The sequence below is a fragment of the Burkholderia semiarida genome (assembly GCF_029268935.1).
GTDB classification, from domain to species: Bacteria; Pseudomonadota; Gammaproteobacteria; order Burkholderiales; family Burkholderiaceae; genus Burkholderia; species Burkholderia semiarida.
Window position 1 is genome coordinate 121,150 of record NZ_JAHLCL010000001.1, and the last position, 14,543, is coordinate 135,692.

Annotated in this window: 16 protein-coding genes; 5 read left to right on the plus strand and 11 right to left on the minus strand. The window is 67.1% G+C overall.

What is annotated here, in order from left to right; genetic code table 11:
* Positions 1-67: 67 nt before the first annotated feature.
* Positions 68-931 carry an LD-carboxypeptidase gene (locus KPB06_RS00565; protein WP_060011245.1) on the plus strand — a complete coding sequence of 288 codons (864 nt, stop codon included), beginning with the start codon at positions 68-70 and terminating at the stop codon, positions 929-931.
* A 119-nt stretch (positions 932-1,050) separates the two neighbouring features.
* On the opposite strand, the gene KPB06_RS00570 is transcribed toward KPB06_RS00565, so the two are convergent.
* The gene (locus KPB06_RS00570; protein WP_124860230.1) at positions 1,051-1,611 is read right to left on the minus strand and encodes a hypothetical protein; all 561 of its coding nucleotides are present in this window, start codon (positions 1,609-1,611) and stop codon (positions 1,051-1,053) included.
* 321 nt (positions 1,612-1,932) lie between these two features.
* Between KPB06_RS00570 and KPB06_RS00575 the strand changes: the two genes are divergently transcribed.
* Positions 1,933-2,346 carry a hypothetical protein gene (locus tag KPB06_RS00575; RefSeq protein WP_059581907.1) on the plus strand — a complete coding sequence of 138 codons (414 nt, stop codon included), beginning with the start codon at positions 1,933-1,935 and terminating at the stop codon, positions 2,344-2,346.
* Between the two features lie 78 nt (positions 2,347-2,424).
* Here the strand turns inward: KPB06_RS00575 and KPB06_RS00580 are convergent, their stop codons facing one another.
* The 5 genes from KPB06_RS00580 to KPB06_RS00600 all read right to left on the minus strand — a co-directional run bounded on the left by KPB06_RS00580 (position 2,425) and on the right by KPB06_RS00600 (position 6,563).
* Positions 2,425-3,261 carry a bifunctional allantoicase/(S)-ureidoglycine aminohydrolase gene (locus KPB06_RS00580; RefSeq protein WP_059581905.1) on the minus strand — a complete coding sequence of 279 codons (837 nt, stop codon included), beginning with the start codon at positions 3,259-3,261 and terminating at the stop codon, positions 2,425-2,427.
* A gap of 849 nt (positions 3,262-4,110) precedes the next feature.
* A complete protein-coding gene (locus KPB06_RS00585; RefSeq protein WP_059581902.1) occupies positions 4,111-4,551 on the minus strand; it encodes a hypothetical protein in 441 nt (146 codons plus the stop codon).
* A 377-nt stretch (positions 4,552-4,928) separates the two neighbouring features.
* On the minus strand, positions 4,929-5,588 hold the full coding sequence (locus tag KPB06_RS00590) for a methyltransferase family protein (protein WP_059581898.1): 660 nt from the start codon (positions 5,586-5,588) through the stop codon (positions 4,929-4,931).
* 159 nt (positions 5,589-5,747) lie between these two features.
* Positions 5,748-5,912 (minus strand): hypothetical protein, encoded by a 165-nt coding sequence (locus KPB06_RS00595; RefSeq protein ID WP_162838116.1) that lies wholly within the window; start codon positions 5,910-5,912, stop codon positions 5,748-5,750.
* A gap of 231 nt (positions 5,913-6,143) precedes the next feature.
* On the minus strand, positions 6,144-6,563 hold the full coding sequence (locus KPB06_RS00600) for an HIT family protein (RefSeq protein WP_059581895.1): 420 nt from the start codon (positions 6,561-6,563) through the stop codon (positions 6,144-6,146).
* A gap of 230 nt (positions 6,564-6,793) precedes the next feature.
* Between KPB06_RS00600 and KPB06_RS00605 the strand changes: the two genes are divergently transcribed.
* A complete protein-coding gene (locus tag KPB06_RS00605; protein WP_059581893.1) occupies positions 6,794-8,215 on the plus strand; it encodes a serine hydrolase domain-containing protein in 1,422 nt (473 codons plus the stop codon).
* Between the two features lie 81 nt (positions 8,216-8,296).
* On the opposite strand, the gene KPB06_RS00610 is transcribed toward KPB06_RS00605, so the two are convergent.
* The 4 genes from KPB06_RS00610 to KPB06_RS00625 all read right to left on the minus strand — a co-directional run bounded on the left by KPB06_RS00610 (position 8,297) and on the right by KPB06_RS00625 (position 11,456).
* The gene (locus tag KPB06_RS00610; protein WP_059581890.1) at positions 8,297-8,920 is read right to left on the minus strand and encodes a glutathione S-transferase family protein; all 624 of its coding nucleotides are present in this window, start codon (positions 8,918-8,920) and stop codon (positions 8,297-8,299) included.
* A 125-nt stretch (positions 8,921-9,045) separates the two neighbouring features.
* The gene (locus KPB06_RS00615; RefSeq protein ID WP_059581888.1) at positions 9,046-9,516 is read right to left on the minus strand and encodes a DUF2269 family protein; all 471 of its coding nucleotides are present in this window, start codon (positions 9,514-9,516) and stop codon (positions 9,046-9,048) included.
* Entirely contained in the window at positions 9,513-10,835 is a 1,323-nt protein-coding gene (locus KPB06_RS00620; RefSeq protein ID WP_060011243.1) for an SDR family oxidoreductase, read from the minus strand. The genes KPB06_RS00615 and KPB06_RS00620 overlap by 4 nt, the downstream gene beginning before the upstream one ends.
* Positions 10,836-10,922: 87 nt before the next feature.
* Positions 10,923-11,456, minus strand: coding sequence for a GbsR/MarR family transcriptional regulator (locus tag KPB06_RS00625; protein ID WP_011548968.1), 534 nt, complete (start codon positions 11,454-11,456; stop codon positions 10,923-10,925).
* A 162-nt stretch (positions 11,457-11,618) separates the two neighbouring features.
* Between KPB06_RS00625 and fabV the strand changes: the two genes are divergently transcribed.
* Complete coding sequence (gene fabV / locus KPB06_RS00630) at positions 11,619-12,821, plus strand: enoyl-ACP reductase FabV (RefSeq protein ID WP_060011240.1); 1,203 nt, start codon at positions 11,619-11,621, stop codon at positions 12,819-12,821.
* 61 nt (positions 12,822-12,882) lie between these two features.
* On the opposite strand, the gene KPB06_RS00635 is transcribed toward fabV, so the two are convergent.
* Positions 12,883-13,587 carry an SDR family oxidoreductase gene (locus tag KPB06_RS00635; protein WP_059641434.1) on the minus strand — a complete coding sequence of 235 codons (705 nt, stop codon included), beginning with the start codon at positions 13,585-13,587 and terminating at the stop codon, positions 12,883-12,885.
* Positions 13,588-13,932: 345 nt separating this feature from the next.
* On the opposite strand from KPB06_RS00635, the gene KPB06_RS00640 reads away from it, so the two are divergent.
* The gene (locus KPB06_RS00640; RefSeq protein ID WP_060011238.1) at positions 13,933-14,517 is read left to right on the plus strand and encodes a TetR/AcrR family transcriptional regulator; all 585 of its coding nucleotides are present in this window, start codon (positions 13,933-13,935) and stop codon (positions 14,515-14,517) included.
* The last annotated feature ends 26 nt before the right edge of the window (positions 14,518-14,543 follow it).

The following is a 14,543-nucleotide window of genomic DNA, read 5'->3' on the forward strand; positions in this document are numbered from 1 at the left end:
TTGGCGCGCGGCTACGTTCCGCTCAATGCTTGGCGCCGGCGACCGGTGAAACAACGGAGCAACCGACTTGATAGTGCAAAGTAAACGGGTGGCCGTCGTGGCGCCGGCGGGCATTCCTGACAGGGATAACCTGGCGCTGGCCGTGTCGCTGCTGGAAAGTTGGGGATTTTCCGTCTCTGTGGCCGCGCACGTAGCTGACCGGTTCCGGTATCTCGCGGGATCTCATCAGGATCGTATCGACGATCTGCTTGCGGCGTTGTCAGACCCGGCAGTCGATATCGTCTGGATCGCACGCGGCGGCTATGGCTCTACGCATGTGCTGCCCGCGCTGCCCACTACCGTGCCCCGAAAGAAAACCGTGATCGGCTTCTCCGACGCGACCGCGCTTTTCTGCGCGCTGCGGCAGATTCCCGGCATCGACGTAATTCACGGGCCGACGCTCAACGGCCTCGCGACGAAAGTTGACGAGGAGTCGCGCCTCAGCGTTCTGGGTGCGCTCACCGGGGTCCCGCCGACGCCACTGCCGCTCGAACGTCTGCATGGGTCGGCTGATTCGATCGAAGGGTCGCTTGTCGGCGGCAATCTCACGGTACTCGCGAGCATGGCCGGCAGCCGTTGGCAGCCGAGATTTCGCGACTCGATTGTCGTTCTGGAGGACGTTACTGAACTTGCATACCGCATTGACCGCAGCATCATGACGATGCGTCACGCCGGTATCCTCGATGGCGCACGCGCGATTGTGCTCGGCGACTTCATCCGCTGCCCGTTGCCAGCCGGGGCCGACTACTTACTCACGGACGTTCTGCTGGACGCACTGGCGCCGCTCGGCGCCCCAATCTATGGGGGCCTTCCCGTGGGTCATGGTCAGCGCAATCTGTCGTGGGTGGTTGGACGGCCTGCCGAGATCCGCGGGAGCATATTGCTGCGATAGCTTTGCCCTTCGCACATGCTGTCCGATCGTCGATTGTCGGGCGGCGGACGGGATTCGGCCCGGGCAGACGCTTGGTATCTCGCCTGATTCGTCGATAAAGAAGCGGCGGCGACGTTTGTTCAGCCTGCTTTGAGGAAGATCTGCTTTACCCCTCGTTTTGCGATGATGTCGAGAAGATGCATCAGGGCTGTCGTCGGCGCGGTCCCGAAGTCAACTGTGAAGAACGACCAGTGATCGTTAGATTCGACTTGGCTCGCACCGTGGATCGCACCGGCTAATCCATCGACGCTATTGCCACCGCATTCACCTACGTCTAGCCATGTGGTAATCCAGTTGTCCAACGCAAAGGTCTCTGGCGGCTGCCGATCGAAGACCACCTGCAATCTATTCCACGTGAATGGATGGAGATTCAGGTCGAACGCACGGAAACGGAAAATTTCTGCAACGAATGCTGGGTCCGGATCGATAGCGAATTCGTACGGTTTGATTTGATCTCTTTCATCCTTTGCCAAGGCATCGACGCGAAGGTAGCGGTACGGATACGGTATCCGATCGTTGTTTATGGAGATCAGGACTTCCGTCGCCACGTTGCGCACGGAGGTTTGAAGTTGGCTGACCGTCGAACGGAAGAATTGCAGGTAGCGATCACGCTCTGCCTCGAGTATGGACTCGACTGCCACCTTAGCCGTTCTCCGCGAGTGCTGTTCGTGCAACCATTTTACATTGCTCGGGTGGCCGCTGTTGCTGTGGATTGGCGTCTGCTCCGGGTCCGATTCCAGCCGTCGACCTCGCGCGCAAGCGCATCGTTCGACGCGCGTCACGGACGGTGCCGCACCGATAGACTCAAGCGTTGAATTCCGGGCTCGCTCGAAACAGCGGCCGTCTGATCGTGGAGTAGTATTCCCGCATGTTCAGGTGATTGCCCGGCCCCTACCGCGCGCAGCCGCTCCGTCTATGTGTGGCGACGCCGGCCGTGGCGACGACATCGACGGAAACGCATCATGTCAACCGAGTGGAAGCACCGCGTCAGACTCTTCGTCCAGCGTTTCTGGCAGCCGACCAGTGCGTGCATGACCTGCATGCCCGGGAGCTGGGGAAACGTCATGAGCCTTGCCCACTGGACCATCGCCTTTCATACGGGTCTCCTGACAGGGCTCCTGGCTGTACTTCTGACTTTCACGCCTGTGGCGAAACTCTACGCGCATCGATACGGCAACGCGCTGGTCGTCGGCGTCCTGACGACGTTGGGCGACGCCTACTCGCACACGAGTCACTACCGTATTCCCTATGTCGAGCACATCGTGACGGGTGCGATTTCAGGTCTCCTGGCGCTTGCGGCCTCATATCTCTTCGAAGACCGCGCGCGACGCCTTCGGGCGATGTGGGCTCGGGTTGTCGGACAGCTTGTCCGCTGACTTTCTAACCCACGAAGCCCCCGAAAAAAACCCGCCGGCATACGCCGGCGGGCTTTCATGTCCGACGTACGCGGCGCTTCAGCGCGCCGGGTTCAGCGTCAGATTCATGTGACGGTTCACGTCCTTGTACAGCAGATAACGGAACCGCCCAGGCCCGCCCGAATAGCACGCCTGCGGGCAGAACGCACGCAGCCACATGAAGTCACCGGCTTCAACCTCGACCCAGTCCTGGTTCAGCCGATAGACGGCCTTGCCTTCCAGCACGTACAGGCCATGCTCCATCACGTGCGTTTCGGCGAACGGGATCACGCCGCCCGGCTCGAACGTCACGATGTTCACGTGCATGTCGTGACGCATGTCGCTCATGTCGACGAAGCGCGTCGTCACCCATGCGCCGTTGGTGCCCGGCATCGGAATCGGCTCGACGTCCTGCTCGTTCGTCACGAACGCTTCGGGCAGCGGAATGCCGTCGACGGCCTGGTAGTGCTTGCGGATCCAGTGGAAACGCACCGCGGCATCGCTGACGTTGTGCAGCGTCCAGTCCGCGCCCGGCGGAATGAACGCATAGCCGCCCGGCTTCAGCGTGTGCTGCTTGCCTTGCAGCGTCAGCTCGGCTTCGCCTTCGACGACGAACAGCACGGCTTCGGCGTGCTTGTCCTGCTCGGGCTTGTCGCTGCCGCCGCCCGGATTCACTTCGACGATGTACTGCGAGAAGGTTTCCGCGAACCCCGACAGCGGGCGCGCGATCACCCACAGGCGCGTGTGGGTCCAGAACGGCAGCCAGCTCGTGACGATGTCGCGCATCACTCCCTTCGGGATCACCGCGTACGCCTCGGTGAACATCGCGCGATCGGTCAGCAGATCCGTCTGCGGCGGGTGGCCGCCATGCGGCGCGTAATACGTTGTCTTAGACATAGTGCATCCAGGCAATGGGTTGGTCCGGCCCCAGGCGCAAACGGCATCGGGCGGTTCGCATGCGCGTGGAGTGCGCGTGCGGCGGCGGGACATCGTTGCCGGGGTGGCTTGAAAGCGCATGCGCCTTCGATCGGTCGGCCAGGCTTCGCGGCGGGTCGTCCGGTTCAGCGACGCGGCGGCCCGGGTGGTCGGGCCGGCGGCCGCGCCGCGGCGCTCGCGATCAGGCGAGGCGCGGACGGCCGCACGGTTCGACTCCGTACGCGAGCATCGCCGACGATAGCGAAGTCGATCCCGATCGACCAATTAAATGTTGCGATGCCATCCATTCGATTTCCCACTACCCGCCGGCGCCCGCGATGCACGGCGGGGACGCGTCGCGCGAGGTGCCGACCATCAGGGAAATCCTGACGGTCGCGATGTTCGCGCGATGCGCCGGTGCGGCAACGCGGGGAGACACGCGCTGGTCTCGATGCATCCCGTTACCCGTGGCGCGGCGAAGGAGGGCATACGTGTGCGGCAGCGGATCGCGGCGCGAGGGCCGCACGGAGACCGTCACGTCAGGCTGAAACGAGCCGACGGGTCGAAGGAAAAGCAGATGTCATTCGGCCGCCCCTGTCCGAGCACATTCGGATGCGGCAACGGGTGTCGTCGAGAAACGGAGAAAAACAGCGGAAGGAGCATTGCCGGCCCGTCGATCGGGCACATGGCAGCGGCTGATGAAGCCGGAGGAGGATCGCCGGTCTGGCCGGCGAAGCCACCCGGCGGCGTGCCGGGCCGAGGCTCGCGTCGGGTGCCGACGCCGGCAGCGCGCCGGTGCGCGGCTCGCGCACCGTGCCGCGCCAGCGGCGATCAGTCCCAGTCGCGGTGGTGACGATGCTTGCGGTGATGACGGTAGCCGCGGTCGCCGTGATCGCGATCGTACGAGCTGCGCGACAGGTTGCCGCCGAGCGCCGCGCCGGCGCCGCCGCCGACCGCCGCGCCCAGCAGGCCGCCCGTGCGGCCGCCCATCGCGTTGCCTGCCGCGGTACCCGCGCCGCCGCCGAGTGCGCCGCCGATGATCGCGCCGGTGCGCTCACGACGGTTCGACGTCACCGCGCCGCCCGCGCCGCCGCCGATCGCGCCGCCGATGACGGAGCCCGTGCTGCCGCCAACCGCGCCGCCGACCGCTGCGCCGGCAACCCCGCCGAGCGCGCCGCCGAGCGCGTTGTTCAAGTCACCGGCCACGGCCGGCAGTGCAGTCGCGCCGGTCAGCACGGCGACGACGAGAGTGGGGGCGATTTTCTTCCACATTCCCGTATTCTTCCTTGTTCGCAATTCTGGTTATCGAGGTCCGCTCGGTACGACGACCTGAATCGATCGACATCGGGCCAGGCATTGTGCCGAACCGTGGACCAATTCATTTCAATGAGCTTGCGGCGAAGAATAGCACCGGTCCCGCATCCTTGCCGTGGACATTCTGGTAACAAGTTGTTGTCGAATAACAGGCGTTGAACACGCCCGCCGAATCCGGCTGAAACCCTTGCCGGTATTGACTCCGGCAAGGGTCCGTCCCCGCGTTGCGACACGTCGGTCACGCACGCGCTCGTACGTTCGAGACACACGTGGCAACACATCGGCACCTGCCGCAAACGGGCATCCGAACGATGGTGAGGGGGAAGATGGCGGGGTCAGTACACGCCGGGCAGCAATCGCCACGTCCGCGCGCAATACGCGTCGTATTCCGCGCCGAATTGCGACCGCAGCAACGCCTCTTCCGAGCGGATTCGCGCGACGAGCGGCACGAGCGTCAGCACGACCAGCAGCACGCCGACACCCGAGCGAAACGCCAGCGCCCAGCCGAGCGAATTGAGGAGGAGGCCGAGATAGCTCGGATTGCGGATGCGGCTGTAGATGCCGCCGGTCACGAGCGTATGGCCCGGCTGGATCGCGACGAGCCCGCTGAAGCGCTTGCCGAGCACGAACACGGGCCACATGCGCAGCCCGCCGCCCACGAGGTACAGCGCGACGCCGATCCAGCGCACCGTCTCGCCGCCGAAGGTCCAGACGTCGAGCCGGTCGGTCAGCGCCGGCAGGTACGCGAGCAGGAAGCCGCTTACCGCGAAGGCCGCGAGCACCCAACGGTTGTCGCGATTTTCGCGCTCGCCGCTGCTCAGGTTGCCTTCGCTGAACAGCGCGGCGACGGCCATCGCGAACGTCGCGACGACGATGACGATCAGCTGCGGGTGCGAGAAGAACGCAGCGAACCCGCCGCTGCCGAGCACGGCGAGCCCGAGATAGACGAGCGTGGATACGCCCGACAGGACGACGACCTTCGGGGTGACTGTCATGACGGCCTCGCGGGGATGCGCTTTCCTGTGAAGTATAGGAACTGCGCGCCCCGCGCGCCGGGCGGCACCGTCATGCGGCGCGCGAACTCGCGTGCATCGGCCGGCCGGCCGACCGCAGCCGGCCGAGCCGGTATATCTCGGCCGGCGCGCTGCAACGGATCAGCGGATGTGGAAGTGGCCGCCGATGCCGACGGTGACGGGCGGCGCGTAGTACGCGGGCGCATAACCGTAGTAGGCCGGCGCGGGCGCGTAGCCGTACGGCGGCGCCACGTAGCAGCCGGACAGGCCGCCGATCAGGGCAAGCGTGATGAGAAGTCTGGACATGGCTCGATTCCCGGCGCGAAAGACGAACGACACCTCGCGAAGGCCCCACCGCAGCACAACGCGGCGGCCGGCACGAAGAGGCGATCCGCCCTTCCTGTCGCTCGATGAAACAATGCGCGCAGTCTAGCGCCGGGCCTGGCCGCGCGAGTTTCCCGGGCGGTTACACGTGTTACGTGGTGTGACCGCTGAAACAGGCTCGGGAGGCGCAACGGCCGACCGGTGGGCGGGCTGTTACACGAAGCGCGCGCGAATGCGCTGCGCGAGCGCTTCCAGCGTCGCCGCGTCGGCGATCTCGCGCGCATGCATCCGCAGTTCGACGCCTTCCCAGCGCGGAATCACGTGAAAGTGCACGTGCGGGACCGTCTGGCCGGCTGCCGCGCCGTTGAACTGGCCGATGAACACGCCGTCCGGCTCGAGCGCCGCGCGCACCGCCGCAGCGACGCGCTGCGTCATGCGGATGCCGGCCGCGGCCGCGTCGCCGGACAACTCGAAGATCTGCGCGGCCGGCTCCTTCGGGATCACGAGCACGTGACCGTCGGCCTGCGGCATCAGGTCCATGATCGCGAGCGTCGCGTCGTCTTCGGCGACCTTCACGCACGGCAGTTCGCCGCGCAGGATTTTGGCGAACGGGTTGTTGTTGTCGTAGGACATGGCGTTTCCGATCTCGGTTGGTCAGTGGGACGGGCAGAGCAAAGCGCAATGCCGGACGATTATCGGCCGACGGCCGACCCGATATCAACTCGCCCGATGCGCGACGCCGGCCGCGCCGTCGGACACGCGGCGGTCATCATGCGTCACACGGCAGCGATTGCACCGCATCGCCCGAACCTGCGACACTGCCGCATCGATGCCGGCCGGCACGCCACCGAGGACGCTCGCGCATGACGATCCCCCTCAAGAAGCCGATACTGCGCGGTGTCGCGCTCGTGTTCGTGGCCGCGATCGGCTATACGGGCTACATGCTGTCCCGGCTCGCGCCGATCGCGACCGGCTATGCGGCCAAGGCGCTGTGTTCCGGCGTGTTCGTATCGGGCCGTCCGGCCGCATCCGTGATCGACGTCGACATCATGGCCGGCGTCCATCCGCTGCTGAAACTGGTGCGCCCGTCGCTCGATCCCGACCATCGTCGCGCCGTGGCGACCTTCGCCGGCTTCGCCGAACGCGAAGCCGACTTCCGGCCCGGGCTCGGCTGCACGCTCGCGCTCGGGGCCACGGCCGGTGCGGCGGCGGCCACCTTGCCCGCCGCGCTGCCGGCCCTCCCCGATCCGCCGCCCGCGCAACCCGACCCGCCCGCACCGGCCACGCCGCCCGCCGGCATCGACACGCACAAGCTGCAGACCGCGCTCGACCGCGCGTTCGACGAACCCGATCCGGCGCGGCCGCGGCGCACGCGCGCGGTCGTCGTGATGTGGCGCGGCCAGGTGATCGCCGAACGCTATGCGCCCGGCTTCACGGCCGCCACGCCGCTGCCCGGCTGGTCGATGACGAAGACCGTCACGGCCGCGCTGGTCGGCACGCTGGTCGCGCGGCACAGGCTGTCGCCCGACGCGTCGGCACTGCTGCCAGAATGGCGCGGCAGCGGCGATCCGCGCGCGGCCATCACGCTCGACGAGCTGCTGCGGATGACGAGCGGCCTGCAATTCAACGAGGACTACGACGATCCGCTCTCCGACGTCGCGGTGATGCTGTTCACGCAGCCCGATACCGCGCGGTTCGCGTCGGCGAAGCCGCTTGCCGCGACGCCCGGCACGCAGTGGTCGTACTCGAGCGGCACGAGCGCGATCGTCGCGCGCGTGATGCGCGAAGCGCTGGGCGGCAGCGACGCCGACTACCTCGCGTTTCCGCGCCGCGCGCTGTTCGCGCCGCTCGGGATGCGCAGCGCGGTGTTTGAGCCCGATGCGTCCGGCACGCTCGTCAGCGCGTCGTACATGTATGCGAGCGCCCGCGACTGGGCGCGCTTCGGGCAGCTTCTGCTGCAGGACGGCGTGTGGAACGGGCAGCGGCTGCTGCCCGAAGGCTGGGTGCGCTATCTGACGCGCGCGACGCCCCAGTCACCGCGGCAGGAATTCGGCGCGCAGCTGTGGGTCAAGGTGCCGGAGCCGTTCAACGATCGCGATCCGCATGCGCGGGCGATGCCGGCCGACGCGTTTCATGCGGTCGGCCATGAAGGCCAGTTCGTCAGCGTGGTGCCGAGCCGCGAGCTGGTGGTCGTGCGGCTCGGGCTGTCGCGGCCGGAAGCCGCGTGGAATCACGAGGCGTTTCTCGCACGCGTGCTCGACGCGGTGCCGGCGCCCGGTGCGTGACGACGGGCAGGTGCGTCGGTGAATCGGTCGTGAAGCGGCGATGAAGGCAATACCACCGCTTCAAGCGCTGCCTGCGCCGCATTACGGATTCGCGCTGCCCGCGTACTGCTTGAACCCTTCGCGGGTCGCGAGCCGTTCAACGTAGCGCGACACTGCCGGCAGGTCCGGATGCTCGAACGGCGTACCGAACCACCGGTTCACCGACAGGCCGATCGGGATATCCGCGAGCGTGAACGTGTTGCCGGCCACGTACGCGCCGGTCTTTTCGAGCTGCGCATTCAGCACGCGCATGTGAGTCGTCCAGCCCGCGATCGACTGAGCGATGCCGTCCGGATCCTGGTGATCGGGCGACTTGCGCACGAGGCCGAGGAAGGCGCCGACCCACGAGCGGTTCAGGTCCGAGCCCTGCCAGTCGATCCACTGGTCGACGCGCGCACGCGCCTGCGGCTCGGCCGGATACAGCGCGTCGCCGCCGTAGCGGTTCGCGAGGTAGCGGATGATCGTGTTCGATTCCCAGAGCACGAAGTCGTCGTCCTTGATGACGGGCACGAGCGCGTTCGGATTCAGCGCGAGATAGGCCGGGTCGTGGGTCGTGCGAAAGCCCGCGCCCCAGTCTTCCTGTTCGAACGGCAGGTTCAGTTCGGTGCACAGCCACAGCACCTTGCGGACGTTGATGGACGGAATCTTGCCGAGGACTTGCAGCATGCAGGCTCCTTGTGAGGTCGGGTGCGAACGTTCGGCGCGCACGGCACGCGCCGAACGCGGTCACGCCGAAGTTATACACGACCTCGCGGGAAACGGCAGGCCGCTTCCGCACGACGGCGACGGGCTCACATCGGCTTGACCACCATCAGGAAGTAGACGGTCAGCATCGCGAAGAACGCCGGATAACCGAGCCGTTCCCAGCGCTTCGCATAGCGCCAGTAGCGCTCGGGCAACGCGGCGTCGCCGTTGGCGTGCGCGAGCTTCGCCATCGCCGCCAGTTCGAGCTGCAACCACACGACCGGCAGCCAGCACGCGCCGGCGACCGCGTACAGCACGATCGACGCGAGCAGCCACGGCGTATGCCACGGCCACCCGGCCGTATGCGCGAGCCACAACCCGGACGCCGGCTGGAAGATCACGGCCGGCGTCGTGAACCACCAGTCCGCGCGCACCACGAGCCGCGACACGGCCGCGATCGCGGGCACCGATCGCGTGCGGTTCGCGAAGAACAGGTAGAACGCGGTGCCGAACCCCGTGCCGACCAGCAGCACCGAAGACAGGATGTGAAGCGCCTTGATGACGAGATAGGTGTTCATGCGCGTTCTTCTTCTGAAAAGAGGATCAACAGGATGGCGAGAATCGGCACGTTCTTGAGCACGGGGCCGAACGGTTCGGCCAGCAGGCCGGGCATCGTGACCGCGATGACCGCCGAGTACGCGACGATCAGCGCCGCCTGCACGGCCCACAGGCGCCGCGACGGCGCGACGACGGTCGCGATGCCGAGCGCGAAGTCCAGCGCGCTGGCGGTGTAAAGCGCGATCAGCGCGGGCAGCCCCGTCAGGTGCGCGGGCGCCAGCAGCGCGAGGCTTGCGTGCAGCGGATGGATGAAGGCGCTCGCGATCGCCGTCCAGATCCACACGATCGCGAGCGCGCCCAGCAGCAACGGACGCCGCCACATCGCGAGCGCGTCGCGGCGCAGCGCGGCGGCTTCCGCGCCGATGAACCCGCCGATGCGGCGCGGCGGCCGGCCCAGCACGGCCGCGGTGGCAGCCGGATCGCCCGTGTTGCCGCCGCGCAGCATCGTCCACGTGTCGCGCGTCAGCATCGCGCCCGGCAACGCGCCGAGCAGTACGGCCGCCGCGCCGACCAACGGGCCCGGCAGCGTCACGCGGGCCGCCGGCGGAAACCCGAGCGCAGCGCGGTAGCCGGCCAGCATCTCGCGGTATTCGACTTCGTCGCTGCCGACCACGTCGATCACGCGACGGCCCGCCGCCGACGGCGAATCGGCCGGCTCCATCACGAGCCGCGCCACGACTTCGGCGAGATCGTCGACATGCACCGGGCGCAGCCGCTGACGGCCGCCCGCCGGCAGGACGTGCACGGGCAGGCTCGCGAGCATCCGGAAAAACCGCGCCGATGCGCCGGCCGCCCCGTAGACGAGCGCCGGGCGCACGATGCGAAAGTCGATCGGCAGCGTCTGCAGGAAGTGGTCGGCCGCCTGCTTGCTCGCGAAGTACCGCGTATCGCCGCGCTCGACGCCGAACGCCGAGATCTGGATCACGCGCCGCACGCGGGCGCGGCAGCACGCGGTAAAGAGCGCGCACGGCGCGGCGCGATGCACGGCGTCGAGCGTCGCGCCGCGTCGATCCGCCAGCATGCCGACCGCGTTGATCACCACGTCGACACCCTTCAGCCGCGCGAGCCATGCTTGCGGATCGACGTCCCGCACGAAGTCCATCGCGACGTCGTGCGGGCCGGCCGCGTGACGCACGCCGCGCAGCACGCGATGCCCGCCCGCTTCGAGCTGCGCGCACAGCGCCCGCCCGATGAAGCCGTTCGCGCCGCACACGAGCACAGTCACGCCGCGTGCGCCGGAACGCTCGGGCGGGCAGGTCGACGGCAAGACTGCGTTCATGTTCGTCCTCTATTTACAGTTATTTCTGTAATGACAGAAACAACAACTCCGAAAAAAGCGGGCTGCGTGCCCGCTCTCCGTTACCGCTTACTTCGACGGCTTGCGCCTGACCGTCTGGCTGATCTTCGCACCGATGCCGAGCGCCTTCATCAGCGTATCGGGCTTGAGCCGCAGCATCTCGTCCGACCAGGTCGTCAGCGTCTCGACGAACTGCAGCGTGTCGCGGATGCGCTGTTCGGTCTCGCGGCTTTCGTTCGCGATCTCCGGGCTCGTCAGGCAATCGCGCAGCACCGTGAGCGTCGGCTCGATCTCGCGCTGCCGCCGCCCTTCGACGATCAGCTTGAACAACTCCCAGATGTCGGTCGACGTCTCGAAGTGGTCGCGGCGGTCGCCCAGCACGTGCACGACCTTCGCGAGCCGCCACGCCTGCAACTCCTTCAGGCTCGTGCTGACGTTGGAGCGCGCGACGTTGAGCGTCTCGGCGATTTCGTCCGCTGCCACCGGCCGGCCGGCCAGATAGAGCAGCGCGTGAATCTGCGAGACGGTGCGGTTGACGCCCCACCGCGAGCCCATTTCGCCCCAGTGGAGGATGAATCGTTCGGCAATCGGTGTGAGTTCCATGTCTGGAAATTTATTCATTTCAGTTATTTCTGTCAAGAGAGAAATAACCGGGCGATCGCGCGCCTTCCGGCCGCGCCCGCCCGCGATCGGCCGCTTCCTTTACAATGCGCGGGATTTTTCCGATTTCAGGCCGTCCCCGCCTTTCTGACTAGAGGTTCTCCCATGATCATCAAACCGCGCGTGCGTGGCTTCATCTGCGTGACGACTCATCCCGTCGGCTGCGAAGCCAACGTCAAGGAACAGATCGATTACGTGACTTCGCACGGCCCGATCGCCAATGGCCCGAAAAAGGTGCTCGTGATCGGCGCGTCGACCGGCTACGGCCTCGCCGCCCGGATCTCCGCCGCATTCGGCTCGGGCGCGGACACGCTCGGCGTGTTCTTCGAGCGCGCAGGCAGCGAGACGAAGCCGGGCACGGCCGGCTGGTACAACAGCGCCGCGTTCGAGAAATTCGCCGCCGAAAAGGGGCTGTATGCGCGCAGTATCAACGGCGACGCATTCTCCGACAAGGTCAAGCAGGTCACGATCGACACCATCAAGCAGGATCTCGGCAAGGTCGATCTGGTCGTCTACAGCCTCGCCGCCCCGCGCCGCACGCATCCGAAGACGGGCGAAACGATCAGCTCGACGCTCAAGCCGGTCGGCAAGGCCGTCACGTTCCGCGGCCTCGACACCGACAAGGAAGTGATCCGCGAAGTGTCGCTCGAGCCGGCGACGCAGGAAGAGATCGACGGCACCGTCGCGGTGATGGGCGGCGAGGACTGGCAGATGTGGATCGACGCGCTGGCCGAAGCCGGCGTGCTGGCCGACGGCGCGAAGACCACCGCGTTCACGTACCTCGGCGAGCAGATCACGCACGACATCTACTGGAACGGCTCGATCGGCGAAGCGAAGAAGGATCTCGACAAGAAGGTGCTGTCGATCCGCGACAAGCTGGCCGCGCACGGCGGCGACGCCCGCGTGTCGGTGCTGAAGGCGGTCGTCACGCAGGCCAGCTCGGCGATCCCGATGATGCCGCTGTACCTGTCACTGCTGTTCAAGGTGATGAAGGAGAAGGGCACGCACGAAGGCTGCATCGAGCAGGTGTACGGGCTCCTGAAGGACAGCCTGTACGGCGCGACGCCGCATGTCGACGAGGAAGGCCGCCTGCGCGCGGACTACAAGGAACTCGATCCGCAGGTGCAGCAGAAGGTCGTCGCGATGTGGGACACGGTCACGAACGAGAACCTGTACGAGACGACGGACTTCGCGGGCTACAAGACCGAGTTCCTGCGCCTGTTCGGCTTCGAGATCGCCGGGGTCGACTACGGCGCGGACGTGAACCCGGACGTGAAGATCCCGGGCATCATCGACACCACGGTCTGACGGCACGACCCGCCGCCGCCGCGCCCACGGCGCGGGCGGCGGGTTCGCACGACCGGCGGCGTCAACGCGGCGCCGGTTCTTCCAGATAGACGCCCGACGACAGCGTGGCCTTCACCTGCCGCGTGAACTCGTCGGTCGACACTTCCTCCGCCCCTGCCTCGATGGCGTCGTACGCCTGCCGCACGACGTCGGCCGGCGTGGCTTTCGGCACGTCGAGGCCGGCCGTCAGGTCGGTATCGATGAAGCCGGCATGCAGCCCGACGACCTGCGTGCGCTGCTCGCGCAGCGAATGGCGCAGCCCGTTGGTCAACGCCCATGCGGCCGATTTCGACACGCCGTAGCTCGACAGGATCGGCCGGTTCACCCAGCTCGCGACCGACAGGATGTTCAGGATCGCGCCGCCGCCGTGGGCCGCCAGGGTGCCCGCGAATGCGCGCGACATCGCCAGCATCCCGAACACGTTGGTCTCCAGGTGAGCGCGCAATGCGTCGGGCGCGCCCTCGTCGGTCAGGCTGCCGAGCCGCGCGATGCCGGCGTTGTTGATCAGCAGCGTGACGTCGCGCGCCGCCTCGGCCGCTGCCGCGACCGCCGCGGGGTCGGTCACGTCGAGCTTCACGGGCACGACGCCCGGCAGCGTCACGCTGGCCGGATCGCGCGCGCCCGCATAGACCTTCCGCGCGCCCCGTTCGAGCGCCTGCTTCGCGAACTCGAGCCCCAGCCCGCGGTTCGCGCCCGTGATGAACACCACTGCACCTTCGATTTTCATGATGCGTCCTTTCGCGTGATGAATCGCCCGCGCGCCGGCTCGCCGCGCGTGAGATCCGGGTAAAAACGAGACTGTCGTTGCCTGGCGAACCGTGGCGCCGCGGCCTGCCGCCGACGGCAAGCCGCCCGCGACCCACACCCCACGGCGCCAAAGACGCTGACCCGTTGCCATCCGGTGTACCCGCCGTGGCTTTGCCACGATCCGCCCAGTCGGCTACACTCAATGTCAATGTTGATCACCATTGTCTTTGCGGTGCATTGTGTTCTCGCCGCATGGTCGTGTCAATGGCGATCACCATTGTGTTTTTCAATCGACGCGATCGAACAGGAAATCAGGGAGAGATCGATGGGCGTGTCCAGACAACAGGCTGCCGAGAACCGAAGCGCGATCGTCGCGGCCGCCGAGCGGCTGTTCCGCGTGCGCGGCGTCGACGCCGTGGGGCTGACGGAACTGATGAAGGAAGCCGGCTTCACGCAGGGCGGCTTCTACAACCACTTCAAGTCGAAGGACGCGCTGGTCGCCGAAGTGATGGAAAAGGCGATGCACGACCGCGCGGATTCACCGAATGCCGGCAGTCTCGACGCGCAGGTGGCCGCGTATCTGTCGCCCGCGCATCGCGACAACGTCGAGGCCGGTTGCCCGCTGTCTGGCTTCGCGGGCGATGCGCCGCGGCTGACCGATGCGGCGCGCGCGTGCTATGCGCACGGCCTCGCAGCGTATCTCGATCGGCTGGAACGGATGGTGGCGGCCGAAGGCGCGACGCCCGCGCAGACGCGTCGCGACGCGCTCGCGGTCTTCAGCCAGATGGTCGGCGCGCTCGTGCTGTCGCGCGCGATCGCCGGCACCGATCCGGCGCTGGCCGACGAGATTCTCGACGCGGGACGGGACACGCTGGCCGGCCGACGCGGCGAATCGGCCACGTCGAGTTGAGCGTTGGCCGTGCGCGCCGCGGCGCG

Coding starts and splice junctions, on each gene's coding strand:
- fabV (WP_060011240.1), top strand. CDS start 11,619: ATGATCATCAAACCGCGCGTGCGTGGCTTCATCTGCGTGACGACTCAT.
- KPB06_RS00625 (WP_011548968.1), bottom strand. CDS start 11,456: ATGGAACTCACACCGATTGCCGAACGATTCATCCTCCACTGGGGCGAA.
- KPB06_RS00595 (WP_162838116.1), bottom strand. CDS start 5,912: ATGTCCAGACTTCTCATCACGCTTGCCCTGATCGGCGGCCTGTCCGGC.
- KPB06_RS00590 (WP_059581898.1), bottom strand. CDS start 5,588: ATGACAGTCACCCCGAAGGTCGTCGTCCTGTCGGGCGTATCCACGCTC.
- KPB06_RS00575 (WP_059581907.1), top strand. CDS start 1,933: ATGTCAACCGAGTGGAAGCACCGCGTCAGACTCTTCGTCCAGCGTTTC.
- KPB06_RS00640 (WP_060011238.1), top strand. CDS start 13,933: ATGGGCGTGTCCAGACAACAGGCTGCCGAGAACCGAAGCGCGATCGTC.
- KPB06_RS00580 (WP_059581905.1), bottom strand. CDS start 3,261: ATGTCTAAGACAACGTATTACGCGCCGCATGGCGGCCACCCGCCGCAG.
- KPB06_RS00605 (WP_059581893.1), top strand. CDS start 6,794: ATGACGATCCCCCTCAAGAAGCCGATACTGCGCGGTGTCGCGCTCGTG.
- KPB06_RS00585 (WP_059581902.1), bottom strand. CDS start 4,551: ATGTGGAAGAAAATCGCCCCCACTCTCGTCGTCGCCGTGCTGACCGGC.
- KPB06_RS00600 (WP_059581895.1), bottom strand. CDS start 6,563: ATGTCCTACGACAACAACAACCCGTTCGCCAAAATCCTGCGCGGCGAA.
- KPB06_RS00610 (WP_059581890.1), bottom strand. CDS start 8,920: ATGCTGCAAGTCCTCGGCAAGATTCCGTCCATCAACGTCCGCAAGGTG.
- KPB06_RS00635 (WP_059641434.1), bottom strand. CDS start 13,587: ATGAAAATCGAAGGTGCAGTGGTGTTCATCACGGGCGCGAACCGCGGG.
- KPB06_RS00620 (WP_060011243.1), bottom strand. CDS start 10,835: ATGAACGCAGTCTTGCCGTCGACCTGCCCGCCCGAGCGTTCCGGCGCA.
- KPB06_RS00615 (WP_059581888.1), bottom strand. CDS start 9,516: ATGAACACCTATCTCGTCATCAAGGCGCTTCACATCCTGTCTTCGGTG.